The organism is Phocaeicola sartorii JCM 17136 = DSM 21941 (genome assembly GCF_054653615.1).
Genome location: NZ_BAAIFW010000006.1, coordinates 797,410 through 822,657, shown reverse-complemented (window position 1 = coordinate 822,657; position 25,248 = coordinate 797,410). Strand labels below are relative to the sequence as shown.

Sequence of the window (25,248 nt, the reverse complement as noted above, 5' to 3'; positions counted from 1 at the left end):
GATTATTGGGCATATTTACCCAATAGAGTAGGTTTGATTTGGTAATTTCCGCATAGGCACTCAGTTTAAGGTTAACTTATCAAGGTTTATTTATTAAGGTTTCTGTTCATCTCTTTTTAAGCCGGTCGGCATTATTAATACAAATATCATGACCGGGTTACTAAACAAAAACTTATATTTTTTATATTTTATCCCATCCTTGTCTCTTACTTCAAAATAAATGCTTATGTTTGTGTGACCTTAAATTAAAAATGACCTATGAACCTTAATGATAACCGGTTAATTATTAGAACCCTGAAGTCGGGAAATCAAAAAGTATTTTCTCTGGTTTACGCTTCTTATTACAAACCGCTATGTTTGTTTTGTTCCTCGTATGTGTCTTCTGAGGAAGCCGAAGAAATAGTGCAGGATTTGATGATGTATGTGTGGGAAAAGCGTGAATTGCTGGTAGAGGACTTGTCGCTGAAATCTTTTTTATTTACCAGTGTCAGAAACAGGGCACTGAATTCAATCACTCGTTCCCATATTACCCGCCAGGTGTACGAGCGATATCAGAACCAACAGATGAAATCCCTGTCGGCATTGGATCCTAATTATAGTACGGAATTATTTAATGCTTATATGGAAGCGTTTCATGCTCTTCCTAAAGAACAGCAGGAAGTATATGTTATGAGCCGATACAAGCAACTGACTCATAAAGCAATTGCCGATATGCTGGAGGTGTCGGTACAGACAGTCAACTACCGGATGGGCAAAGCCCTTCAGTTCTTCCGTATCAGATTGAGGGACTTTTTCCTAGAATAGCTCTTTCGATTACCCGAGGGAAGTGTTCATATTCCAACTGGTGTACTCGTGCCGCCAATGTGTCCGGCGTGTCATCGGGCAACACCGGACAGGTGGCTTGGAAAATGGTATTTCCTTCATCATAATGCTCGTTTATATAATGGATAGTGATGCCGCTTTCCTTTTCATTAGAAGCTATGACAGCTTGGTGCACATGGGAACCGTACATACCTTTGCCGCCAAATTTGGGAAGGAGAGCCGGATGAATATTTACTATTTTATTCGGATAATCATGCAAAATGGTATCAGGTACTTTTAGGAGGAAGCCTGCCAGTACGATGAAGTCTATATTATATAGGTGAAGTGCTTCCAGCGCCTTCCCGCCGGCAAATTCTTGAGCTGTGAGGATGAGTGACGGAACACTCAGTCTTTCAGCCCGCTTGAGCACACCGGCTTGTGCCTTGTTGGTGATAACTAACGCTACTTCCGCTGTTCTTTTCTCTAAAAAATACCGAATAATCCTTTCGGCATTGGTACCTTCTCCTGAAGCCAGAATTGCAATTTTCTTCATGATAATTCCTGTTTTGGTGCACATAAAACAAAAAAATGTGCAAAATCCTGCATTTATTTGCCTGAATATTTGCTCAGCCCAAGAAATATTTATTCCTTTGCAACCGCAAAGAAAATAAAATAATTCAATTTATTAACTAAAAAATTAAAGTTATGTCTGAAATTGCATCAAGAGTAAAAGCTATTATCGTTGATAAATTAGGTGTAGAAGAGTCAGAAGTTACAACTGAAGCAAGCTTCACTAATGATCTGGGAGCAGATTCATTGGATACTGTCGAACTGATTATGGAATTTGAAAAAGAATTCGGTATTTCTATCCCTGATGATCAGGCTGAAAAGATTGGTACAGTAGGCGACGCCGTTTCTTATATCGAAGCTAACGCTAAGTAATTATCCCTATTTTATAATATGGAATTAAAAAGAGTAGTAGTAACAGGTCTTGGTGCTCTTACTCCTGTAGGTAATAATGTTGCTGAAACATGGGGAAATCTACTGAAGGGTGTAAGCGGAGCAGGACCTATTACTCATTTCGATGCGTCTAAATTCAAGACTCATTTTGCATGCGAAGTGAAAAACTTCAATGGAACTGACTACATTGACCGCAAAGAACTTCGTAAAATGGATCTGTATACACAGTATGCCATTGTAGCTGCTAAAGAAGCGGTGGAAGATTCTGGAATGGACCTCGAAAAAGAAGATTTGAACAGAATAGGTGTGATTTACGGTGTAGGTATCGGGGGTATTCATACTTTTGAAGAAGAAGTAGCCAATTATACGCTGAACAAAGATACTGTGGGACCGAAATTTAACCCATTCTTTATTCCCAAGATGATAGCTGATATCGCATCGGGACAGATCTCTATCATGTATGGCTTTCATGGCCCTAACTTTACAACAACTTCTGCTTGCGCGTCTTCATCAAATGCCATTGCCGATGCATTCAACTATATTCGTCTGGGTAAGGCTAATGTAATTGTGGCAGGTGGTGCGGAGGCTGCAATCTTTGAAGCTGGTTTGGGCGGTTTTAACTCCATGCATGCTTTGTCTACCCGTAATGATGATCCGGAGCGTGCATCTCGTCCGTTCAGCGCAAGCCGTGATGGTTTTGTGATGGGGGAAGGCGCAGGTTGCCTGATTCTAGAAGAACTGGAACATGCAAAAGCACGTGGCGCTAAGATTTATGCGGAACTTGCCGGTGTAGGCGCTTCTGCTGATGCTTACCACCTGACAGCCTCTCATCCGGAAGGATTAGGAGCCAAGCTGGTGATGATGAATGCATTGGAAGATGCTGAAATGAAGCCGGAAGATATTGACTATATCAATGTACATGGAACCTCAACTCCTGTAGGTGATGTTTCGGAAGTGAAAGCTATCAAGGATGTGTTTGGAGACCACGCCTATAAATTGAATATCAGCTCTACTAAGTCTATGACAGGTCACTTGTTGGGCGCTGCCGGTGCGGTAGAAGCGATTGCCAGTGTATTGGCTGTGAAGAACGACATTGTTCCGCCGACTATTAACCACGAGGAAGGTGATAACGATGAGAATATCGATTATAATTTGAACTTTACGTTCAATGAGGCTCAGAAGCGTACTGTGAACGCTGCATTGAGCAATACCTTTGGTTTTGGTGGACATAATGCATGTGTAATCGTAAAAAAATATGCTGAATAATCGTGTTTAGCAATATAAAGGATAAGATAAGACTTCTTTTTCGCAAGGATAAGGAGTCTTATCTTCGTTTTTATAAGATGCTTGGATTCTATCCTAAAGACATTAGCATCTATGAACAGGCTTTGCTTCACAAATCTTCATCGGTGAAGTCTGACAAGGGGCGTTTACTTAATAATGAACGTTTGGAATTCTTGGGAGATGCTATTCTGGATGCTGTGGTGGCAGATATCGTTTACAAAAGGTTTGAAGGAAAGCGTGAGGGGTTTCTGACGAATACCCGTTCTAAAATAGTGCAGCGTGAAACCTTGAATCGTTTGGCCATAGAGATTGGTTTGGATAAGCTGATCAAATATACTGCCCGCCAGTCTTCTCATAACAGCTATATGTGTGGCAATGCGTTCGAGGCATTGGTAGGTGCCATTTATTTAGATAGAGGATATCGTGCCTGTAAATATTTTATGGAGCATCGTATTATTGGCCCTTATATAAATTTGGAGAAGATTTCCCGTAAGGAGGTGAACTTTAAATCCAAGCTGATAGAGTGGAGTCAGAAAAATCGCTTTGAGGTCACTTTTGAGTTGATAACCCAGTCGCACGATCAGGGATACAGCCCTACCTTTGAGAGTGAAGTCTTGGTGGAAGGTGTTTCGGGAGGAAAAGGGACTGGTTATTCTAAAAAAGAGTCCCAACAAATGGCCGCGCATGTGGCTTTGAGAAAAATCAAGAATGATTCCAGCTTTATTGAATGTATTTTTGCGGCTAAGGCTGCCCGTGAGTCACCTCAGGAGGAGGTGACGGTTTCTGATAGTGGGGTTTCTGTTCCGGCTTCTTCTTTGGAGGAAATTGAAAAATCGGATATGGACGAGCAAATGATCAGTGAAGCGGAGGAAGTTGCTTTCAAAGAGAGTATTTAGCTGAATCTAAGAGTTTTTTTAGTGAGTTCTTCAAGTGTCTTTGGAGAATGTTTGTTGGTAGGTATGTATTGAAATGCCCGATTACATAGGGAAATGTAGCCGGGCAGATTCAATGTTTTGATAGAATTTAGATCTCATCCGGCCACGGGCAGGGTTTTCCGGTCGCTTTGAATGTGGGACGCTGCCCTTCTACTTCCCGTAAATAGTTCCCTAATTCTTTGGAGAGCCGTTTTACGATTTCGGAATACCGGTCTGCCACATCATTTTTCTCGCTGATATCGTTTGGAATGTTGAACAATTCTTTTTTGCCGGTTTCATAATAATAGACCAGTTTCCATTCATCTTTACGGATAGAACAGTCCAGATTGATGCCCGGCCCGTCATTACCCCAGATATTAGGAAAATTCCATATCAGCGCACGTCCTTTGGATGGGTCTCCTGTGCCTTTCAGCAGAGGCATAAAGCTGATACCGTCTATAGGGCTGACAGTCTTATAGTTTGTGATGCCCGCCATTTCAAGTATGGTAGGATAAAAATCTTCAATCATAAGGTATTTGTCACAACGAGTATCCGGAGCGACTACTCCGGGCCAGCTTACAATCATCGGCTCGCGTATTCCTCCCTCATATAAGGAGCCTTTGCCACTGTTGAGGGGATAGTTTTGAGTATAAATCTGTCCGTCGCGCCATCCGGGTTGGGAGGCCAGCCCTCCATTGTCACTCATAAAGATGACGACTGTATGATCCGCTTCGTCGTTCTTTTCCAGCCAGTCCATCAGATCTCCCAGACTTTTATCCATACCTTCAATCAGAGATGCGTATGCGGCTTCTTTGTCACTAAGTCCTTTTCTGATATATTTGGGGAAGAAGCGCATATCCTTGTCAATAGGAATATGGATAGCGTAATGCGCCATATACAGATAGAAGGGTTGATTGTACTTTTTGGCTTTATCCAGGGCTTTGATGGCCTCACGTGTCAGGGCTTCCGTAGCAAATACACCGGTTCCCCAATAATCTTCCAGACCGGGGACAGCCATCAGTGAGTAGGGTTTTCCATCACGGGTATGGCCGTAGTTCTGTTCGCTCAGATAAGTAGCCAGGCCACCGGCGGCATGTCCGGCTATATTTACTTCAAACCCCCAATGGGCGGGGTTTTCCCCCGGAGTGTCAATGGATCCGAAATGAGCTTTTCCGCAGTGGATGGTATGATAACCGCTTTGTCTGAGCAATTCGACGAAAGAGGTTCCGACAAATGTATTGGGGGTTCCGGCTACCTGGCTGACTCCGTTGTAGTTCCAGTCTGGTGGTTGTATTGTATTGCTTGGTCTGTCGGTGGCTTTGTTCTTTTCAAGCGTCCAGTTGGTCACCCGATGCCGGGTATTGTTGGCACCTGTTATCAGACTGCAACGGGTGGCGGAACTGATGTTGCAGGCGTAGGCCTGTGTGAACATCATCCCTTTCTTTGCCAAGCGTTCCATATTAGGGGTTTCATAGGCTTCGTTATAATGGGTTTTCTGTGTCCAGAAAGGCAAAGAGGTATCTTGCCAACCCATATCATCCACCATGAATAAGATAATGTTGGGACGCTGTTCTGTTGCTTCCGGAGATGTTTTTTCTTTTGCCTGTGCCGGAATTCCCGCCAGCGAAGCGAGAGTGAAAGAGAAAAGTAGTTTTTTATTCATATCGGCTGGTTTGAGGTTTTTGGGGGATAATTCTGTTTTAAATCGGTTTTAGGGAATTTCCCGGATAAGAATACCCGATAAGATGGATATAAGTATGTAATGATGATAGGAGTCATCTGCTTCTTATCCGAAGCAGATTCCCATGCGTTTGCCTTGTACAATCAGGTCGTGGTTTTCATTGACCAGTTTTAACTTACCGGCCACTTCATTCAAAGAGACCGAACCTACTTCCGCACCTTGCAGAGAAACCATTCGTCCGAATTGTCCGGTGGCGATCAGTTCTGTAGCATGTCCGCCCATGCGTGTGGCCAGATTACGGTCGTATGGAGTAGGTGAGCCGCCTCGCTGGATATATCCCAATACAGTTTCACGAGTTTCGAATCCGGTTTCATATTCAATTTCTTGTGCTATGTACTCGGCGGCTTTCTTGCCGTCCATGGTCTGTATACCTTCTGCGACAACGACAATGGAATAGGGCTTTCCTTTTTTCAAACGTTCAATAATGGTATTCCCGATGTTATGTATGTCGTATGGAAGCTCAGGAATAAGAATCACGTCACCGCCTCCCGCCATTCCGGAATAAAGTGCAATCCAACCGGCTTTATGCCCCATAACCTCGATAACCATGACACGCTGATGTGAGCTGGCTGTGGAATGTAGCCGGTCAATGGCGTCGGTGGCAATGGTCACGGCAGAATCAAATCCGAATGAAACGTCCGTTCCCCAAACATCATTGTCTATGGTTTTAGGTACAGAAACAACATTTACGCCTGTCTGAGCCAGTTTGGCTGCGGTCTTTTGAGTTCCGTTTCCACCGATGCATACGATGCAGTCCAGTCCCAGGTTGTGAATATTTTTTAACATCAAGGCCGGTTTGTCTTCCGAGGCCGCCGACAAACGTTTCTTGAAGGGTTTTTCCCTGGAGGTACCTAGTATGGTTCCTCCCAAATTTAACAAGCCCGATAATGATTTTTCTGTCAATGGCTCTATGTCATTGTCCAGTAATCCCCGGAATCCGCTATGAATTCCATAAACCTCCATGCCATAGTGATTTATCGCTGTTTTGCAAACTCCTCTGATTGTGGCGTTTATTCCGGGACAGTCTCCTCCTGATGTCAATATTCCTATCTTCATAGCCTTTGATGTTAAGTTGTAAACGACCGTAAAGATAACAAAAAATAAAAGTAATGTAGAAAACTATAAAAAAAATAATGTTATCAGCCATTATAATATAGAAATAAGCTATTTTTGCAAGATATAACGAATTGTATACTAAGACAAATGAATTCTACCAGACTAATTAGTACGCTATTCAAGCCCAGACAAAAAGCGACAGCCTTGTATGCAACTCAGGCTGAGGCACTCCAACATAAAGTATTTTGCCGGCTGATTAATGATGCGGCCAATACGGAGTGGGGATTGAAATATGGCTATAAAGACATAAAGAGATATCAAGACTTCCAACGTGTACCTGTACAGACCTACGAAGAAATCAAGCCATACGTAGAACGTATGCGTCATGGAGAAGAAAATGTCCTGTGGCGTGGCGAAGTGCGCTGGTTTGCCAAATCTTCGGGAACGACCAATGACAAGAGCAAATTTATTCCTGTAAGCAGGGATGGTCTTCACGATACCCACTATGCTGGTGGCAGGGATGCAGTGGCACTGTATCTTCAGCAAAATCCTGAAAGCCGCTTTTTCTCAGGAAAAGGATTGATTTTGGGAGGAAGTCATGCACCAAACTATAATGTGAAACGGAGCCTTGTGGGAGACCTTTCTGCCATATTGATTGAAAATGTGAATCCGTTGGTCAATCTGATCCGGGTGCCTGAGAAGAAAATTGCGTTGCTGAGTGATTTTGAGGAGAAAGTGGAAAGGATCACCCGTGCCACAATGAATCAGCATGTGACAAACCTTTCGGGAGTACCGTCATGGATGATGGCCGTGCTGAAACATATTCTGGAAGTGAAGGGAACGGATAATTTGGCGGAAGTATGGCCTGACTTGGAAGTGTTCTTTCATGGGGGGGTTGCTTTTACTCCTTATCGCGAGCAGTACAAACAGCTTATTCGTAGCGACAAGATGCATTATATGGAAACATACAATGCCAGTGAAGGGTTCTTCGGATTGCAAAATGATTTCAGTGATCCGTCCATGTTGCTGATGATTGACTATGGGGTATTTTATGAATTCATTCCGATGGAAGATGTCGGTACTGAAAATCCTCATATTGTCCCGCTGGCCGATGTGGAATTAAATAAAAATTATGCGATGGTCATCAGCACTTCCTGCGGATTGTGGCGTTATATGATTGGCGATACCGTGAAGTTCACCAACAAACATCCCTATAAATTTGTTATAACAGGGCGTACCAAGCATTTTATCAACGCATTTGGCGAGGAGTTGATGGTGGATAATGCGGAACAAGGACTGGCGAAAGCCTGTGAAGCTACTGGTGCACAGATTGTTGACTATTCTGCTGCTCCTGTTTTCATGGATGCACATGCCAAGTGTCGTCATCAGTGGCTGATAGAGTTTGCCGTGATGCCAGACTCTTTAGAGGATTTTGGACGGGTTCTTGACACTTCTTTACAACAAATTAACTCCGATTACGAAGCCAAACGTCATAAAAACATTACCTTGCAGCCGTTGGAGATAATCGTGGCTAGACACAATCTGTTCCACGATTGGCTGAAAGAAAAAGGCAAACTAGGCGGACAACACAAAGTGCCGAGATTAAGCAATACGCGTGATTATATAGAAGAAATGCTAAGCTTGAACCAATAAAAACATGAATTGGAAAAAACATAAATTACCTGCGTTGTTAATGCTGATGATCGTGGTGTATTCCTGTGCCAGCATGGGAACGCCGGACGGTGGCCCTTATGATGAGGAGCCTCCTAGGTTTGTCAGAAGTTCCCCTAAACCTTATGCTACAAGTAATAAGGATAAAAAGATAGCCATTGAATTTGATGAGTTTATCAAATTGGAGAAAACATCAGAAAAAGTAGTGGTGTCTCCTCCCCAACTGGAACAGCCGGATATCAAGGCAAGCGGAAGAAGAGTATTGGTTAATCTTATGGACTCATTGAAACCCAATACCACTTATACCATTGACTTTTCGGATGCCATTGTCGATAATAATGAAGGTAACCCGTTGGGCAGCTATTCATTTTCTTTTTCTACGGGAGAAGTCATTGATACATTGGAAGTTTCCGGAACGGTGTTAGGCGCTGCCGATCTGGAGCCTGTTAAAGGCATGATGGTGGGTTTGCATTCCGATTTGAATGACAGTGCTTTTCTCAAGAAGCCGTTCGACCGTGTCTCACGTACAGACAGCCGTGGCCGTTTTTCCATTCGTGGTATAGCACCGGGCAAATATCATATTTTCGGTTTAATGGATGGCAATCAGAATTATTTGTATGATTCCAAAACGGAGATGATTGCTTTTAGTGATTCTATCATTATCCCTACTATGGAAGCGGCCATGCGTCAGGATACATTGTGGAAGGATACGGTTACTGTTGACACCATTAAAACGGTGGGTTATACCCGCTTCCTGCCGGATGATATTGTTCTGAGGGCATTCAAAGGAATCAATGACCGCCAGTATCTGGCCGGGAGCGAGCGTGATAAGGAGAATCATTTTGTATTATCTTTTAGTGCGGCGGCTGATACCTTGCCTACCTTGAAAGGCTTGAATTTTGATGAAAAGGATGCTTTTATTATAGAAAGTACTCCGCGTAATGACTCTATTTGTTATTGGATTAAAGATTCGCTGGTCTATCAGATGGATACGTTGGAAATCCAACTGGATTATCTATATACGGATACATTGAATCAGTTGGTTCCTAAAACCGATACGCTTTTTCTGGCCAATAAGCTGACAAGAGAACAACGTGAAAAGTTGCAGAAAAAAGCGAATGAGGAAAAAGAGAAAGAACGTAAAAAGAGGGAGAAGAAGGGGGATACCTTACAAGTCGAACCGACGAAATTCCTGACGATGAATGTTGATGCTCCGTCAGCGTTCGATATCTACAGGAATATCTATGTATCTTTTGAGGAACCTGTGGCAAGCATCGATACTTCGGCCATTCACATGGAAGTAAAGGTGGATAGTCTATGGCAACCCACTCCTTTTCTTTTTGTGGCAGACTCGCTGATGCCACGACAATATCAGATATTGGCGGACTGGCAACCGGAACAGGAGTATCAGTTAACCATTGACTCTATGGCATTTAAAGGAATCTATGGCTTGCATACCGATAAGGTTCAGCAGACAGTGAAAGTGAAGAAAATGGATGAATATGGAACCATTTTGTTGAATATAAAAGGAGCGGGGACGAATGCTGTTGCCGAATTGCTGGATGCCAGTGGAAACGTGCTGCGCCAACAGCCGGTGACGGTGGAAGGAACCGCAGACTTCTATTTCTTGAATCCGGGTACGAAATATTATATACGTTTGTTTAACGACCGTAATAGTAACGGAGTATGGGATACGGGAGATTATGATAAGAAGATTCAGCCTGAAGAAGTATTCTATTTCCCGAAGGTATGGGAGATGAAGGCCAACTTTGAATTTGAAGAGAATTGGGATGTGAATGCTATTCCTGCGGACAAACAAAAACTGGATGAAATAAAGAAACAAAAACCGGAAGAGACTAAAAAGGTACAAGATAGAAATAAAGAAAGAGCTAGAAAACTAGGCCGATGAAAAAAACTATTCTAATATTATTGTGTGGCTGGTTTGCCATCATGGTAACCAGGGCGCAATGTGCGGCACAAAACGAAGCTATCCAGGCAGGCGAAGAGTTGGTGTACGACTTGAAGTTCAACTGGAAATTTATTTGGGTTGCTGCCGGACAGGCAAAAATGGACATGCAGGCTATTACCTATCAAGGGAAACCTTGTTTTCGTAGTAATCTGATCTCTGTCAGTAACAAACAAGTCGATTTCTTTTTTAAGATGCGTGACACATTGACTTGTATTACCAGCAGCCGTCTGGAGCCTGTTTATTTCCGTAAAGGGGCGGAAGAGGGCGACCGTTATACGGTGGACGAAGTATGGTTCAGCTATGAAAATGGAAAATGTATTGCCGATCAGCGTCGTATGAGGAGAGGACGGGATACGGTGAGATCGAAGGATCAAAGTGATGAGTGTATCTTTGATATGTTGAGCATATTGATGAGGGCACGTTCATTTGATGTAAGTGACTATAAAGTCGGCGATAAAATATTGTTTGATATGGCTACAGGCACTAAAGTGGAGCAGCAAACATTGATTTATCGTGGCCGGAAGAACTTTAAGGCAGAGAATGGCGTGAAATATCGTTGTCTGGTTTTCTCTTTAGTGGAGTATAAGAAAGGAAAAGAAAAAGAAGTGATAACTTTTTATGTTACTGATGATAAAAACCATTTGCCGGTGCGTTTGGATTTATATTTGAATTTTGGCTCAGCAAAAGCATTCTTGAGAGAGATAAAGGGTAATCGTCATCCTCTTACTTCTATTATAGAGAAATGATTCATGTTATCCCTGTTATAATAAGGGCAGGCTTTGAGCCTGCCCGGTAATCCTCTATTCATGGAAGGAATAGAGGAAGCCGGTGGAGTATAAGAATATTTTCACTCATCAAAGAGTTTGGCTTGCCGGGAAATAAGTTTCAAGGTCTTTCCTTCATTTAATGCGGCAAGAATCGTTGCACCCCCTTTGTTCACTTTGCATAAAGAGATATTCGGTCCCATGATCTCGGCAATCCGTACTTCGCCGATCTTGGTCTCTGTATAATGTCCTTCCAGCATTCCACTTTCTACCACGTCAAAGCGTAACCCTGCTTTGATAGGATCATCATATCCCAGATTGATATAAATGGTTTTTGCCTTCTCTCTTTTTGTGGAAACCACTTTCAGTATCGAACCATATACCTTGAAGTAATTTTCAACAAAAAGTCCCATTTCGTATGGCACATTGATTAATGAATGCTCTATAGCGCTGTATTGGGTGGCGTCTTTACCGGACGCTGAACCGGTTTCCTCATAATTGCGAGTGCTGATAGTAACTCCGTCACTTGTCCGTATCAAATCGAGACGCAGGGTGAATTTCTCTTTGTAACTGTTCTCACGGCTGTGGTAACGTCTGTGCGAGCTTCCGTCATCAGTCGCTTCCCGTTGCATCACGTTCCCTTTTAGCAGGTATTCAGCCTTGAAGCGGCGTGCGTCTTCCAGTGGACTCAGGCTGAGATCACTGCCTGCCGAAACGGCATCCACTACATTAACTCGGTTGGTATTACGGATACCGTCGATAAATGCGAGACGAATCATGTTGATCGCTCTGTTGGGTACTTTGATTTCACTGTCGAAGTCATCCACATAAATGGTATATTTTTGTCCGGATGCTCCTATGGATATTACCGTCAAAATTATTAATAATAGGATATTACGTTTCATAGTCATACGAATTTGCAGGGTTTGTAATGTAGTTCCTTTACGAAAATACATAGTTTGGTGTTCATTTGCAAATGAACAGCGTTAAAAATAGATTTTAAACGCTGATTATTCATCGTTTATCTCCTTTTTTCATGTTTCATTACTTGATTTTGAAAGATAATGATTATCTTGGCACATAAATTCCAAGGGGAGCGTAAATATGGGGAATATTAAAGAAAATGATGCAAGATTGCGGCAACTTATATCGATGGCACGTATCGGATGGTGGGAAGTGGACTTTGAGGAAGGAGTTTACTACTGTTCTGAGTTTGTTGCTGATTTGTTGGGAATAAAGGGAGATAGGATTTCCTTTGAAGATTTCAACGGCCTTATTTGTGAAAATTATAGGGAACGGGTTCAGGAAGAATTCCGTTCTTTCCGGATGATGGAGATTTATGAGCAGGTCTTTCCGATACATTCCAAATACGGGGTGATGTGGGTCAGTACGAAGGTGGGTGAAAAATATATCAATGAAGAAGGGCATGTCCGCGTCATGGGGATGCTGCAATGTATTTCCCGACAGCGGATGAACATGCAGGAACAGATGGTAGACCGCTTGAACTCTTTGCTATCCCGTTTGAACGGTATTTCCAAGTCATTGCTCGATTTTTTGCATTCTGATGATATCACCTTGGTTATCAATAAGATTTTAAAAGATGTACTACGTCAATTTCAGGCCGACCGTACTTATATCTTTGAGTTTGACAGAAAGCTGCATACGCAATTCTGTATTTATGAAATAACTGTAGAGGGGATAAGGGGGCGTAAGGAGCCGGTGGCGGAATCTTCTATCGTTGAAGACTCCTGGTGGATGAACCAGATATTGACCGGAAACCCAATCATTCTTTTTACATTGAATTCACTTCCCGCTTCTGCTGGTGCGGATAAACTCAGACAGGAAGAATACGGGGTGAAATCCATCATGGTTGTACCTTTGAATTCAAAGGATGGTGTATGGGGCTATATAGGGGTTGATATGGTGCATGAGCACCGGAACTGGTGTAATGAGGATTATCAATGGTTTGTTTCTTTGGGGAATATGATCAGTATCTGTATGGAGTTGAGACGTTCTGAATCTGAGGCCCGCATGGAGAAAGCTTTTCTTCAGAATATTCTTAAGAACCTTCCTGTAGGTGTTGAATTGTATGATAAGGAGGGGTTTATGACAGATCTTAATGACAAAGAAGTCGAAATATTCGGTTTGCGGCATAAAGAAGATGTGCTGGGAATGAATTTATTTGATAATCCTTTGTTATCGCAGGAACTGAAAGAAAGATTGAAGGCAGGAAACTCGTTGGACATGTCCTTTATATATGACTTTGATCGTCTGAACGGTTATTATTTCACCACTCGTACAGGTACCATTAATTTAGTTTCCAAATTTGCTCCGCTCTATGATGCTTTGGGCAATTTAATCAATATATTACTTATCAATATTGATAATACGGAGACGACCAATGCTTATAGCAAGATACAGGAGTTTGAAGAGTTCTTTACTTTGATAGGGAATTATGCCAAAGTAGGATATGCCCACTTCAATGCTTTGACTTGTGATGGTTATGCGGTGAACAGCTGGTATCGGAATATAGGTGAGAAAGAGGGCACTCCGCTCAATGAGATTATCAAGGCGCATCCCCATTTTCATCCGGATGACCGTAGAATGATGCTCTGTTTCTTTGATCAGGTATTGATGCGTGAGGCCAGTCATTTGAGACGTGATGTACGTATATTACGGGAAGACGGTACTTATACATGGACACGGATTAATGTGATGGTGCGTGATTTCCGTCCGGAAGACGGGATCATTGATATGGTTTGTGTCAATTATGATATAACCGAACTGAAAGAAACGGAACGGAAACTGATAGCGGCAAAGGATAAAGCGGAAGAGTTGGACCGGTTGAAATCTGCCTTTCTGGCTAATATGAGCCATGAAATCCGTACTCCGCTGAATGCTATTGTGGGGTTTTCCAATCTTTTGACGGAAACGGAAGATACGGAGGAGCGCCAGCTGTATATGGATATCGTGCAGGAGAATACGGAATTGCTGCTCCAGCTTATTTCGGATATCCTTGATTTGTCGAAGATGGAATCCGGAACTTTCGAGTTTGCCAACAGTGATACGGATGTTAATCTGCTCTGTGATGAGATTATCCGTTCTTTACGCATGAAGGCATCGCCCGGTGTGGAACTGGTGTTTAAAGAATGCTTGCCCGGGTGCCATGTATGGGCGGACAAGAATCGTTTGAATCAAGTCATTTCCAACTTTATCAATAATGCTTTAAAGTTTACTTCTTCGGGCTGTATTTCATTGGGATATTATAGGCAGACGGATGGATATTTGCGGTTCTATGTCCGTGATACAGGGATGGGGATTCCTTCAAATAAAGTAAATACTATTTTTGACCGTTTTGTAAAATTGAATAGCTTTGCTCATGGTACGGGGCTTGGCCTGTCCATTTGTAAAAGTCTGGTAGAACAGATGGGGGGAAGCATTGGTGTGGAGTCGGAAGAAGGAAAAGGCTCTTGCTTTTGGTTTACTTATCCTTATCGGGATATGGCTGATCGTGTTCTGACACCGTAGGGGTGAATTGAATTTATCCGGATACACTGATTATGTGGTATCGGGTGGAATATTCTGCCCCTACAGTGGACTAGGACTGTATTTTAGTCCAATTTCTTCATGGCGCTATGTACGGAACCTGCCCAATAATTGCGTAGCCCGAAACCGCGTGCCTTGCCGTTAGTGGGTGCGCTATATAGGATCTCACGGGTTTTCGTGTTGAAGAATACAATTTGATAGGTTGCTCTTGCATCTGCCTTGTTTAAAAGCATGGCAATCATAACCAATCCTGTTTTTTCTTCTTGGGAGAGAATAGGAAGTGTCTTGATTACGTCTTCTATCTGTTCCTCATCCAGAGTGTATCCGCTGTTGGTCGTCATGATCTCGTCGGGATTGATGGTTTTGTTGGCATCGTTTACAGCCTCTAATGAGGTCACTTCCACATTGACACCTAGTCTTTTGCCAATATCATATTTCTTCGGCTCGGTGATGAAAAGTTTGTTGATGTCATCAAAAGTGTATTTGAACTGCATGGGGCCTTCTTTGGCTCCGTACACTTTGGCGCGGGTAAAGTCTATGCCATAAAATGTCACAGAGGAGACGTCTTTCAAGGCATCTTTGTTTTGCCCGAAGCAAGCCATGCTGCTTACAAGGAATAATAAAACGAGTAACTGTTTCATATTAGTTCTTTTTTAGTGTTGTTTTGTTGCTGCCAAAGGTAGAAAAATATTATCTCAAATCAATAAATTTAACTATTTTTCGACTCATGGGCGGCATTTGTATTTTCGCGATATACTCTGCCGATTCAAAATTGATACTCGGAGCCACCCGTACTTTGGAACGGAACAGATCTTTGATTTCTTTAGCGAAAGCTTCGCTGCGGTTTTCACTTCCGATACGGATCAGTATTTCATCCGTTCCCAGTTCATTGGTATAAACCTCTACAATGTAATTCTTGATATGGGGGATGTTATCCAGAATATCAAATAAAGCGGGTGGGTAAAGGGTCGTACCTTTATATTTTATCATTTGTCCTTTACGGCCCAGTATGGAGCTGAGACGGATGGTGTTACGTCCGCAGGCGCAAGGCTCGGTATAATGGTAACAGATATCTCCGGTCTTGAAACGGAGTAGCGGCATTCCTCTTACTCCCAAAGTCGTAATGGTCACTTCGCCTGCTTCCCCTTCTTTTACAGGCTGGTTGTTGTCATCCAGAAACTCTACGATAATCAGTTCCGGCTGGAGATGACCACCGTGAAATTCATTACATTCGGTAAACGAGGATTGCATTTCGGTAGATGCGTAGGTGGAGTAAAGTTGCAGGGAATCCCATTTCTCGTGTATCCGCTTACCCAGTGTGTTCAGGGTGAAATCGGGATTGCGTAGTGCTTCGCCTATGCATACGCATTTCTGCATGGAGCAGTGATGGTAATCAATATGGTTCTTTTCGGCAAATTCAATCAGCTTGATCAGAAAGGAAGGGACTACCATGCCGCAAGTGGGATGGATGCGCCGGATAGTGTCCCATTGCAGTTCGGGAATGCCGTTTCCCACGCGGGCTACTCCCATACCCAGCTCACGGGCTCCCATATAGTAGGCTAGACCCGCCATGAAACGTCTGTCGATAGTGGTCATCAGTTGCAGTACGTCTTGTCTGCTGCATCCGGTGGTGGTGAATGACAGATATTCGTTGTAGGCCAGCCGGTCAAGGTCCTCGGAAGTCAATACAAAAGTGACGGGGTCGCCCAAGGTGCCCGATGTGGTGACATAGTCAATAATCTCATCGCGGCTCACACAGATAAAATCTTCATTATGAAGTTGCAGGTCTGTCTTGGTTGTGACAGGTATTTGTTGCAAGTCTTCGATGGTTTTTATCTGTTGTATATCGATGTGATGTACTTGGAACAGACGTTGGTAGAATCGTGAATGATTCTGCAAATAAAGCAGTTCCTCAGCCAGCCGGCTTTCCTGATAGGCTTTGATTTCCTCAGGGGAACGGAATTGTATTTCCGGATTCTTATTCATCTTAGTTGTTTATTTTATGTTCTATACGTTCTGATTCACTTCGCTTGGGGATAGGAAGTAAGAGGGCTTTCTTCCAATTGCGCAGGGCTTTGTCCTGCTGTCCCGTGGCATGATAGTAATCTCCCAGTAACTCGTACACATAAAAGAAATGAGGGTTGGCATGTTGGAAGGCATGCAGTGTCTGTTCGTCCAGCCGTTCTTTCTTTTTAATCTGCTTCCGTAGTACAGGAATCAGTCTTTTGTAAGTCATCAGTTGTTGGTATTCCTGTTGTTGCAGGAAGGAGTCCGCAGGCAGGGTCAGGTCTTCGGTATAGATTTCATGGTTGAAATCGATGGAATCACTGAAAATCCTGTTCAGGTCGTATGCCACGTACTTGCCGCATTGCCAGGGAGAGGTGGATACCCACATCAGCTTTTTCTCCGGTTGGAAAATAACGGAATGATGGGCGATGAATTGATTGATGGCCATTTCGTTGGCAAGTCCCAGTTCCGCTTCTCCCACTCCTTTCCGGTTTCGGAGGATGGTTGCGGCTTTCGAAGCATCTAGGGGGATGTTTTCTTTCAGCAGCTCCTGCAAACGGGCAAAGCGGTAGGGACTGTCCGAAGTTTCTATGTTTTCCCGGTTACGTTTGTCATGGCTGAATGTTTCCGACTGATAGTGGTTGGTGCAGATGATCTGTTGTCCGTTTCCTGTGAAAAGAGCGATTTTCTCCGGTGATTTCTCTATAATCGCAGCCTTGCCATCTTGGGCCGAACCGACTAATATGGATTCCGAGACAAATGTTTTCCGTTTCCGGGCGATAGCGTATGCTTCCTCAATGGTAGAGGCATATTGCAATATTTCCCTCGTCAGGATGGAAATAGGGGTGGCGGATGCGGCAGGCAGATCCGATTTGGCGGCATTGATGGTGACCGTCAGCCCCGTTTCATTCATGCCGGAAAGGACACCGGTCATTCCGGCCCATCCCACGGATGCGAAGCGATATCCGTTTTCGGGTTGGTAAAACGAAACGAGCTTGTTGCGTGCAAAGGCGTCACCCATGTAGAAATCGAAATTACGGCCGATGATAAGGGAAGAATCGGCACTGTTCTCACCCCAGCAAGCAAATGAACTGCATCCTACCAGCATATAGTCCTGCATGGCATGTCCCAAGTCGTGGGCGGAGTGGTAATTCAACTGACGCTCGTAGGGGGTGCCGATGAAATCATACTCATGGGTGCAGGAGAGGGAGATGCCATAAATCTCGTCCCGATACTCTTCCGGCACATTTTTCCCCAGATTCCGGTTGAAAAGGACAATGAAGAAACGGAGGAATTTAAGGTAACTTTCAGAAGGGACTATCTCTTTTATCTGGTCCACAAATACTTTCTCTTGAAAATAAAGCAAGTCGGAAGTCAGTTTGCCGATGGCTTTGCCTCTTTCGTAGGCAGGTCCGCTGACTTTCAGTTCCCAAAGTCCGCTCTCACTGTGCCGCAGGTAGTTTTCGCCGTATTGCCGGAGACTGTCTTTCCGTATCACACGATCCGTTTCAGGGGTAGACGCGAATTGCGGAGTCATCATATCGGCAGATAAATAGAGATAGCCGATTCCTGTCAGGATCACCGCTATCAGCGTCAACAGGATAGCTGCCCCGTACTTGATGGTTTTCTTCAGAATCTTATGCATTGCCTACTTTCTTTGCTAAATATTCCTGACCTACAAATTCCGAACAAGTGAGCATGGCTGTTAGCGTCACGCCCAAGGCACCGTGTACATTCAGATTCTGCCCCGTGAGGAACAGATTCTTCAGTTTGGTGCGTGTAGAAACAAAACTGATTTGCGGATATTGGTAATTCTTGACAATACCGTATGCCGAACCGTCTATGGTTCCGGTATAGTCCCGATAGCTCAGCGGAGTCGTGGTATGAATCTTTTCGATGCAATGACTCCAGTGAAACCCGAACCGGCTCAGAAACTGCAAGATCTGTTCCGTTTTTTCTTCTTTGAACTGGCGGTATGCCTCGCCACGGTGTTCGGGAGTCGTATCCGTCCATTTGCTGACCTCATCCATATACATGGGGGTCAGTATGGAAACCACCTCTGTGAATTTGCTGTTGCCACGGGGTACTTGCATGGAGATCATGCAACTGGGGATATTCCCTTTGTGCGTCTCTTTGTCATACCACACCTCCTCATTGCCGTGCAGGTATATATTATGGTTCTGATAGGGGAAACAGTCTTTTTTCATCATCAGATTGAGCGTGAATATCCCGTAACTGTTTTCCAGTGACTTGATGCGAAACACAAAAGCCGGTTTGATGGAATGGTTCTTATCCAGCAGGGATAAGGTGAGTTGCGGATGTAGGTTGGATATGACGCAGGTACTTTCCATCACCTCTTCATGGTTCACTTCCACTCCTTGTATGGCTTCATCCTTGACAAGGATACGGGTCACTTCTTTCCGGTTCAGCACCGTGCCACCGTTGGCACGTATGTTCTGGATTAATTCCAGACTGACTTGCATACTTCCTTCCGTGAAACGATAGGCGCTCTCCAGATAAGAGTTGTTAATCATGGCGTGCTCATAGAAGGTAGATTTATTTTTGATCCCGCCATAGAGCAGGGAGGTTGCGGCAAGTACATTCTGTAAATCCCTGTTCGTGGTAACGGAGGCTATCATTCCGGCTGCCGAGGTGGCAAAGAAATCCATGCCTTCCTGGGACAGGCGGCCTTTTTTCAGGTGGTCTATGCTGATCAGGTCTCCCACCGACCGGATAGCTGCCACATACCGTTTTAAGTTCTCCCGTTCATGGGGGAATGAGTGGCACAGGGTTTCCATGAACCGTTCATGCCCCATGGCATAATCATAGATAGCGTCTTTATAATAAATCCGGTCGAACCCTTCTTCATCCATCCGTTGGATAGACAGCTTGTCCATGATCCCGAAATAGCGGAAATACTGATTCATGATTTGTCCTTCATCCAGACTGCCGATATAGTGAATGCCGGTATCCATCCGGTGCCCGCCACGTTGGTAAGTCTGGAAGCAGCCGCCAAACAATTCGTTTTTCTCTAACACACAGACGTGGTAGCCCTCTTTGCTTAAGATGGCTCCGCATTCCAGACCGCCCAGTCCGCTGCCTATGATGATGATATCGTACTTACTCATGCTCCGGTTTGTTTTTTTGGAAGATATAAATCGTATTCGAAGTATATCTGTCGTTAGGTAAAATTTCCAGCTGCATCCCACATGCTTGTGCGATACTTCTTATTTGTTCTTCGGATGTGAAACACAGTTGTTCTGTCGTCTTGTTAAAGTTGAAAATGCCGGTAGACAGCAGTTCGGTGAAACGGGTCAGCCGGTGTTTTCCTGTATTGGCGGCATTGCCGTCCCGCACAATCAGCTTCCCTTCCGGACGCAACCGTTCCACGCATCTGAGCAATAAAGTCCGCTGATGCTCATAACTCATATAATGAAGCATGTCATTCAGAATGAATACGTCACTTTCCGGTAAAGGATACTCCAAGGCGTCGGCACATACAAATTGCAGGTGGGGAGTGCGGAGCCAACCCTGTTGCGCCACTGCTATCTTGTCCTCATCATAATCAATCCCTGTAATCTCCCGTTCCTCGGAAAGTTGGGAAAGCATATAGCAAAGCGGTCCGAATCCGCAACCGATATCTGTAATCTGTCCTTTGACGGGAACCAGCCGGTTGAATAACCTGTAGTTATCCTCCATTTTCACCTTGATGCGTATATACCATTCCTCTACCGGTCCTTTATAGATATAGTTCTGTATCAGGTTTTCGTAAAAGACGGGATTGTCCGTTGTGCTCTGCTCCCGGCAGATACGGGCATATTCTTTTTTCATCCGTGCGGAGATGCTTTTGGTACGTTCCTGATAAGTGGTTCCGTACGTAGCATCGTTGGCCGGGATACACGGCAGAATCTCTGTCAGCATGATGCCTTTCCGTACATTGAACGGCTGTGCTTTCGCTATGATTTTACAGTTGCCGTAAAGGATGACCGGAATGATATCCAGTTGCAGTTTTTCCGACAGATAGAAGGCTCCTTTATGGAAGCGCTTCATCCGTCCGTCGTAGGTACGTGTCCCTTCGGGAAAAATGGCGATGGAATATCCTTCTTTCACCTTTTGGCGCATTCGCTCCACGTAAAGCTCGTAGCCGTCTCCTACGTAATAGAAATCGGCATAGCGGATAATGGCTCCGAAGAAAGGAGAGTGCCATACCCAGTGATTGGTTACCATGACCAGTTTGGGAGTCAGAGCCAATAATACCAGTATGTCGATGAAAGACTGATGATTGGCTATCAGGATGGCAGGCTTTTTAAACGTTTCTCCCGTCCGGTTTATTTTTTCTTTATGTACAAATGTGGCTATATGGATCAGGCCTTTGCAGGTGACATGTATCAGTTGGCAAAGTACTCGTTTCTTATAGGCTTTGCGGATAGGAAGCAAGGTCATGACAGCTATCAGCAAGCGCAGGAACATGCATCCGATAAAGAACAGCAGGAACAAGCCGCCGGTTCTTGCCAGTCCTGTCAATGTATAAGGGGGCAACCCTTTGGAAGCGGGGGCTGTGATGAAGAACCGGAAAAGGATGGGTTGCAGCGTGTAGGCCACCAGTACGACGGCAATCATTCCCAAAATGGAGATGAGGGAAATGGACTGCAATGCCGGATGGCGTGCAAAGACCAACGTACCCATACCTATCACGGTGGTGAAAGCGGAGAAGAAGATGGCTGTCTTGTGCGAGTTCAGCAACTGCCGTCCTGTGCGGTATTTGTTCTGCAATCCGTCCATAATGAAGATGCTGAAATCATCCCCGATTCCAAAAATAAAGGTGGACAGAATGATGTTGATGATATTGAACTCAATACCCAGTATGCCCATTAACCCCACAATGATAATCCAGCTGACCAGCATCGGCAGGAAACTCATCAGAGTCAGTTCTATGCGTCCGTAGGAGATCCATAAGGCAAAGAAAATCAGGAAAGAAGAGATATAAAGAATCAGATAGAAATCCTGATTGACGGCCGATACCCATTGGTTGGCGAAATAGCCGCGGTCGAAGATAACCACCTTCTCTTTTGGTTGGAAAAGGGGGTACACCGCTTCCTTGTCGGCCTCGTTCATCCGCACCTGAGTAATCAGCATGGTCAGGGAATCGGCGGAAGTCTGCCATTCGTTCAGAAGCCGGGTAGTGATTTCATTCTGGTAGTCCAAAGGCTGGAACGGACGGTCGAGCCATTGGAAAAACGGCTCGAATGCATGTTCGCGGAAATGATAACGGGCAGCCTCTGTCCGGATGGTTTCGCGTAACCAGGCTTTCTTTTCCGGAGTCCAGTAGTTGTGCCATTGTTTCAACCGTGCTTCCTGCACCTCTTCCGGTATCAGAAACTGTCCGGCAGAGGCGTAATCTTTTATTTTTCCCTCTTCTTTCAGTTGGGAGAGCAGACGGTTCGTTTCGGCGTATTGTCCGGTAGCATCTCCCATATTTTTGCCTGTACTGACAAAGAGAACAGTCTTTTCTTTCTTGTCAAAGAGTTCGGCCAGCTTGTTTTCCGATTGTTTCAAGTGGGCAGGCTCATAATTCAGACTCATCATGTCCTCGTTGAAACGCACGTTCTGCGAGGTGAAAAGACATATTAGGGTCAGCACGAGGATGCCCCCTACCAATCCTTTGTTCTTTTCGTATGGATAAGCGTTCAGTTTCTCGATAAAGCGTAGTACTGCCCCTTGTTTTACATGTGCCTGCCCTTTCAGGAAATGCGGCAGATAGACCAGGCAAAACAGCGTGGTTCCTATCAAGGCAAGCGAGGCGAACAGACCGAAATCTCGTAACAGGTTGGAACTGGTAAAGATGAGGCCGAAAAAGGCGCCGATGGTGGTAAAACTGCCTACGGTAAGCGGATAGGCGATTTCTCTGATTAATTGTTGTACCGATGATACATGATTCTGATGCGCCAGCATGTGTATGGAGTAGCTCAAGGCAATGCCCATTACGGCGGAGCCCGCACCTACGGCAATGGCTGAAATGCCGCCTTTGATAAAGTAGATGAGGCATAAGGCGAATAAAGCTCCAAACAGCACCGGGGTGATGATAAGCGGAATGGATTTCTTATGCTTGAATACCAGAGATATGAAGGCAATAATGATAATCAGCGCGATGGAAGAAGTGACCAGCGTATCTTTCTTTATCTGTCGTGCATTGTACACTCCTACGGAAGGGCCTCCGAAATATTCGGCAACCAGTTGGGGATGTTCCTTTTCCGCTTTTTGCAGCTCGTCTTCAATCAGCCGGATGAGTTTGTCATTTTTGCCCGTGCTTCCGGTGTTGAATACCGGGGTGATGAACATCAGCAGGGTGGAACCATCCCGTGAGAAGATATGTTCATTAATCAGTTCGTAATTAGTTTCCAATTGGAAGTCTTGCAGGTGTTTCAGCGTCTGGCTACCCAGTCCCAACGGGTCCCGCATAAGGTAGTTTTTCAGGGCGAATCCTGCCGGAGATATCAGATTGGAATAGTTTTTCTGCATCAGGGAGGCGATGTTTCCGGCGGTAAGCAAGGTGTCCAGCCGTTGGTAGTCCTCGTCGGAAAGGAACAAGGGCAGGTTGTCGTAAACAAAATCTCCGGCACTGTTGATCAGGTTTTCGTCGGCTTTCGAGAAGATCTCTTTAATCAGGCTTCCTTCCGCTTGTTGTTGTAAATCCTGCTTTATTGCCTCGGCTGCTTCAATCAAGGAATCCGCATCCGCCACACCGTCCTTGCCGGACAGCATGATCATAATCTTATCCTTTATCTTCAGATTTTCAAATACGTTGATGGTATTTTGGGAGTCCTTGGTATCCGGAAAGAAACTGGTTACGTTTTCCTCGAACCTGACTTGGGCGGCAAAAAGGGCCATAAAGAGAATGCATACGCTGAGGGACAGGTAAAACAAGACTTTATGCCTTTCAAAATAGTTATATAATCCAACAAAGAATTTAGTCATATCCGTTTTTTCTCCTACATATAGCCAGCAGTGCGGCAGAGATTACCCCCGACAGCAGACTGCAAGCCATTGCAAAGATAATGCTTCCTATTAAATATTGCTCTAAAACTGATTTGACATTTTCAAGAGAAAGGTCTCCGAGATGCAAATCGGGAGGATTACCCAGTACCATGCAACCTGTCCGGTAACTGCCGTACAGCAATAGGGGAATCATGGGTGGAATACTGATATTGGCGGCGACAAGGGCAATCACTTTATTCAGTCTGAACAGATGCGCAAGAAAGAGGGTGATCAGCATCTGATAACCCCATAACGGAACGATACCCATAAAAATCCCCAGCATGATGGCGAGTACAATCTTCAGGTTGGATTCCTGTGTATTCAGCACATGGTCGGTAAAGAATCGCTTGCAGTTGCTCCATGACAGTTTGCGGAGCAGGTTACGGGGAACAATCCAAAGACAGGTAATCAGTACCAGCACCGTGTTCAGCACACTGATGCGGGTAAAGTCCCGGAACGGACGGAAATGGGATACCCGTTCTGCTTGCGGGGGATAATACACGTGGATGGGAATGTTCTTCACCACTACATCTCCCCATGCAGCAAAGACGATGGCTTCCAACTCAAATTCGTATTTGGCGGTATACCAGCAGCTTTGCACATTCATTTTGCGCAGAGGGTAAAGGCGGTATCCCGACTGGGTATCTTCCAGTTTCAGCCCGGTTTCTAGTCTGAACCAGAAATTAGAGAATTTATTGGCGAAGGTATTCTTGCCCGGCATATTGTCGGAGGCCAAGTTTCGGGCGCCTACCAGCAGCGTGTCGGGCTCTTTTTCAATGGCTTCAATAAAACAGGGAATATCGGAAGCGAAATGCTGTCCGTCCGAATCGATGGTGATGGCATAGCGGAAACCCTCTTTTTTTGCTTGGGAAAGACCATGCTTCAAAGCGGTTCCTTTTCCTTTATTGACAGGATGGGTAATAGTGCGGATAGCCAGATATTGTTCCAGAATGTTAGCCGTATCATCCGTAGAGCCGTCATTGACGACAATGATATCGCCTGCATACCTGCATACCTCCTCAATGACTGCCGCCAGTGTCTTCCCGTTGTTGTAGGTGGGAATAACGACGATAATCTCCAGTTCCTTTAGTTTCTTCCGCCAAACCGATGTTGTGTTTGTACTCATCTTGTTTCTTCAGTCAGTGTCGCTTTCAGCTTGATAAATTCTTTTCCCTTACAAATGCCTTCTGCCTGCAACTTGAAAAGGCGCTCTTCCGTCTCTTCCAATCGGATAAACAGTTGCAGCAGCGGAGTCTCCATCGGGTTGATGGCAGACAGGAACTTGGAAGAAGTAATCTGTACATACTGCAAAGGCCGGTTGGCGATCTGTTCGGCACTCTCTTTTATCATCTGCAAGGTACAGACGCCCGGAACCACCGGCTGTCCGGGGAAATGACCCTGATAGAGCACATGGCGGGGATTCAGCTCTATCTCTATTTCCTGTTTCCCGTCTTCTCTTTCCTTTTTATGAATGATTTTATAAAAGTTTTCCAGCAGCAT

19 protein-coding genes are annotated in these 25,248 nt (G+C 44.6%); 8 read left to right on the top strand and 11 right to left on the bottom strand.

What is annotated here, in order from left to right:
- Positions 1-258: 258 nt before the first annotated feature.
- Positions 259-804, top strand: a complete 546-nt coding sequence (locus ACYQ0C_RS20370; protein WP_016274664.1) for an RNA polymerase sigma-70 factor — start codon at positions 259-261, stop codon at positions 802-804.
- On the opposite strand, the gene purN is transcribed toward ACYQ0C_RS20370, so the two are convergent.
- A complete protein-coding gene (purN, locus tag ACYQ0C_RS20365; RefSeq protein WP_016274663.1) occupies positions 776-1,354 on the bottom strand; it encodes a phosphoribosylglycinamide formyltransferase in 579 nt (192 codons plus the stop codon). The genes ACYQ0C_RS20370 and purN overlap by 29 nt on opposite strands.
- A 152-nt stretch (positions 1,355-1,506) precedes the next feature.
- Here purN and ACYQ0C_RS20360 point away from each other — a divergent pair, with 152 nt between their 5' ends.
- The 3 genes from ACYQ0C_RS20360 to rnc are packed head-to-tail and all read left to right on the top strand — an operon-like array spanning position 1,507 to position 3,941.
- Entirely contained in the window at positions 1,507-1,743 is a 237-nt protein-coding gene (locus tag ACYQ0C_RS20360; RefSeq protein ID WP_005844276.1) for an acyl carrier protein, read from the top strand.
- A gap of 18 nt (positions 1,744-1,761) precedes the next feature.
- Complete coding sequence (gene fabF, locus ACYQ0C_RS20355) at positions 1,762-3,027, top strand: beta-ketoacyl-ACP synthase II (protein WP_016274662.1); 1,266 nt, start codon at positions 1,762-1,764, stop codon at positions 3,025-3,027.
- A gap of 2 nt (positions 3,028-3,029) precedes the next feature.
- Positions 3,030-3,941 (top strand): ribonuclease III, encoded by a 912-nt coding sequence (rnc, locus tag ACYQ0C_RS20350; protein WP_016274661.1) that lies wholly within the window; start codon positions 3,030-3,032, stop codon positions 3,939-3,941.
- A 127-nt stretch (positions 3,942-4,068) separates the two neighbouring features.
- Here the strand turns inward: rnc and ACYQ0C_RS20345 are convergent, their stop codons facing one another.
- On the bottom strand, positions 4,069-5,622 hold the full coding sequence (locus ACYQ0C_RS20345) for a sulfatase (protein WP_016274660.1): 1,554 nt from the start codon (positions 5,620-5,622) through the stop codon (positions 4,069-4,071).
- Positions 5,623-5,745: 123 nt separating this feature from the next.
- Complete coding sequence (locus ACYQ0C_RS20340) at positions 5,746-6,756, bottom strand: ATP-dependent 6-phosphofructokinase (protein WP_016274659.1); 1,011 nt, start codon at positions 6,754-6,756, stop codon at positions 5,746-5,748.
- Positions 6,757-6,903: 147 nt separating this feature from the next.
- Between ACYQ0C_RS20340 and ACYQ0C_RS20335 the strand changes: the two genes are divergently transcribed.
- Genes ACYQ0C_RS20335 through ACYQ0C_RS20325 form a run of 3 tightly spaced genes read left to right on the top strand, consistent with a single transcriptional unit; the run spans position 6,904 to position 11,142 of the window.
- On the top strand, positions 6,904-8,409 hold the full coding sequence (locus ACYQ0C_RS20335; protein ID WP_016274658.1) for a GH3 auxin-responsive promoter family protein: 1,506 nt from the start codon (positions 6,904-6,906) through the stop codon (positions 8,407-8,409).
- A gap of 4 nt (positions 8,410-8,413) precedes the next feature.
- A complete protein-coding gene (locus ACYQ0C_RS20330; protein WP_016274657.1) occupies positions 8,414-10,336 on the top strand; it encodes an Ig-like domain-containing domain in 1,923 nt (640 codons plus the stop codon).
- Positions 10,333-11,142, top strand: a complete 810-nt coding sequence (locus ACYQ0C_RS20325; protein ID WP_016274656.1) for a DUF3108 domain-containing protein — start codon at positions 10,333-10,335, stop codon at positions 11,140-11,142. The genes ACYQ0C_RS20330 and ACYQ0C_RS20325 overlap by 4 nt, the downstream gene beginning before the upstream one ends.
- A 101-nt stretch (positions 11,143-11,243) precedes the next feature.
- On the opposite strand, the gene ACYQ0C_RS20320 is transcribed toward ACYQ0C_RS20325, so the two are convergent.
- A complete protein-coding gene (locus ACYQ0C_RS20320; protein ID WP_016274655.1) occupies positions 11,244-12,065 on the bottom strand; it encodes a hypothetical protein in 822 nt (273 codons plus the stop codon).
- Positions 12,066-12,264: 199 nt separating this feature from the next.
- On the opposite strand from ACYQ0C_RS20320, the gene ACYQ0C_RS20315 reads away from it, so the two are divergent.
- A complete protein-coding gene (locus ACYQ0C_RS20315) occupies positions 12,265-14,688 on the top strand; it encodes a sensor histidine kinase (RefSeq protein ID WP_016274653.1) in 2,424 nt (807 codons plus the stop codon).
- A gap of 83 nt (positions 14,689-14,771) precedes the next feature.
- Here the strand turns inward: ACYQ0C_RS20315 and ACYQ0C_RS20310 are convergent, their stop codons facing one another.
- From ACYQ0C_RS20310 to ACYQ0C_RS20280, 7 genes are read right to left on the bottom strand one after another with little or no spacing between them, the layout of a single operon-like run.
- On the bottom strand, positions 14,772-15,347 hold the full coding sequence (locus ACYQ0C_RS20310; RefSeq protein ID WP_016274652.1) for a hypothetical protein: 576 nt from the start codon (positions 15,345-15,347) through the stop codon (positions 14,772-14,774).
- 49 nt (positions 15,348-15,396) lie between these two features.
- Positions 15,397-16,692 (bottom strand): flexirubin biosynthesis putative acyl-CoA ligase FlxY, encoded by a 1,296-nt coding sequence (gene flxY / locus ACYQ0C_RS20305; RefSeq protein ID WP_016274651.1) that lies wholly within the window; start codon positions 16,690-16,692, stop codon positions 15,397-15,399.
- A gap of 1 nt (position 16,693) precedes the next feature.
- The gene (locus ACYQ0C_RS20300) at positions 16,694-18,358 is read right to left on the bottom strand and encodes a C45 family autoproteolytic acyltransferase/hydrolase (RefSeq protein ID WP_016274650.1); all 1,665 of its coding nucleotides are present in this window, start codon (positions 18,356-18,358) and stop codon (positions 16,694-16,696) included.
- Positions 18,351-19,841, bottom strand: coding sequence for a phytoene desaturase family protein (locus ACYQ0C_RS20295; protein WP_016274649.1), 1,491 nt, complete (start codon positions 19,839-19,841; stop codon positions 18,351-18,353). Before ACYQ0C_RS20295 ends, ACYQ0C_RS20300 begins: the two co-directional genes overlap by 8 nt.
- Positions 19,834-23,688: a trifunctional MMPL family transporter/lysophospholipid acyltransferase/class I SAM-dependent methyltransferase gene (locus ACYQ0C_RS20290; RefSeq protein WP_016274648.1), complete on the bottom strand. Its 3,855-nt coding sequence runs from the start codon at positions 23,686-23,688 to the stop codon at positions 19,834-19,836. Before ACYQ0C_RS20290 ends, ACYQ0C_RS20295 begins: the two co-directional genes overlap by 8 nt.
- Positions 23,681-24,874: a DUF2062 domain-containing protein gene (locus ACYQ0C_RS20285; protein ID WP_016274647.1), complete on the bottom strand. Its 1,194-nt coding sequence runs from the start codon at positions 24,872-24,874 to the stop codon at positions 23,681-23,683. The genes ACYQ0C_RS20290 and ACYQ0C_RS20285 overlap by 8 nt, the downstream gene beginning before the upstream one ends.
- The gene (locus tag ACYQ0C_RS20280; protein WP_016274646.1) at positions 24,871-25,248 is read right to left on the bottom strand and encodes an ApeI family dehydratase; all 378 of its coding nucleotides are present in this window, start codon (positions 25,246-25,248) and stop codon (positions 24,871-24,873) included. Before ACYQ0C_RS20280 ends, ACYQ0C_RS20285 begins: the two co-directional genes overlap by 4 nt.

Coding starts and splice junctions, on each gene's coding strand:
- ACYQ0C_RS20370 (WP_016274664.1), top strand. CDS start 259: ATGAACCTTAATGATAACCGGTTAATTATTAGAACCCTGAAGTCGGGA.
- purN (WP_016274663.1), bottom strand. CDS start 1,354: ATGAAGAAAATTGCAATTCTGGCTTCAGGAGAAGGTACCAATGCCGAA.
- ACYQ0C_RS20360 (WP_005844276.1), top strand. CDS start 1,507: ATGTCTGAAATTGCATCAAGAGTAAAAGCTATTATCGTTGATAAATTA.
- fabF (WP_016274662.1), top strand. CDS start 1,762: ATGGAATTAAAAAGAGTAGTAGTAACAGGTCTTGGTGCTCTTACTCCT.
- ACYQ0C_RS20345 (WP_016274660.1), bottom strand. CDS start 5,622: ATGAATAAAAAACTACTTTTCTCTTTCACTCTCGCTTCGCTGGCGGGA.
- ACYQ0C_RS20340 (WP_016274659.1), bottom strand. CDS start 6,756: ATGAAGATAGGAATATTGACATCAGGAGGAGACTGTCCCGGAATAAAC.
- ACYQ0C_RS20335 (WP_016274658.1), top strand. CDS start 6,904: ATGAATTCTACCAGACTAATTAGTACGCTATTCAAGCCCAGACAAAAA.
- ACYQ0C_RS20330 (WP_016274657.1), top strand. CDS start 8,414: ATGAATTGGAAAAAACATAAATTACCTGCGTTGTTAATGCTGATGATC.
- ACYQ0C_RS20325 (WP_016274656.1), top strand. CDS start 10,333: ATGAAAAAAACTATTCTAATATTATTGTGTGGCTGGTTTGCCATCATG.
- ACYQ0C_RS20320 (WP_016274655.1), bottom strand. CDS start 12,065: ATGAAACGTAATATCCTATTATTAATAATTTTGACGGTAATATCCATA.
- ACYQ0C_RS20315 (WP_016274653.1), top strand. CDS start 12,265: ATGGGGAATATTAAAGAAAATGATGCAAGATTGCGGCAACTTATATCG.
- ACYQ0C_RS20310 (WP_016274652.1), bottom strand. CDS start 15,347: ATGAAACAGTTACTCGTTTTATTATTCCTTGTAAGCAGCATGGCTTGC.
- flxY (WP_016274651.1), bottom strand. CDS start 16,692: ATGAATAAGAATCCGGAAATACAATTCCGTTCCCCTGAGGAAATCAAA.
- ACYQ0C_RS20300 (WP_016274650.1), bottom strand. CDS start 18,358: ATGCATAAGATTCTGAAGAAAACCATCAAGTACGGGGCAGCTATCCTG.
- ACYQ0C_RS20295 (WP_016274649.1), bottom strand. CDS start 19,841: ATGAGTAAGTACGATATCATCATCATAGGCAGCGGACTGGGCGGTCTG.
- ACYQ0C_RS20290 (WP_016274648.1), bottom strand. CDS start 23,688: ATGACTAAATTCTTTGTTGGATTATATAACTATTTTGAAAGGCATAAA.
- ACYQ0C_RS20285 (WP_016274647.1), bottom strand. CDS start 24,874: ATGAGTACAAACACAACATCGGTTTGGCGGAAGAAACTAAAGGAACTG.
- ACYQ0C_RS20280 (WP_016274646.1), bottom strand. CDS start 25,248: ATGCTGCTGGAAAACTTTTATAAAATCATTCATAAAAAGGAAAGAGAA.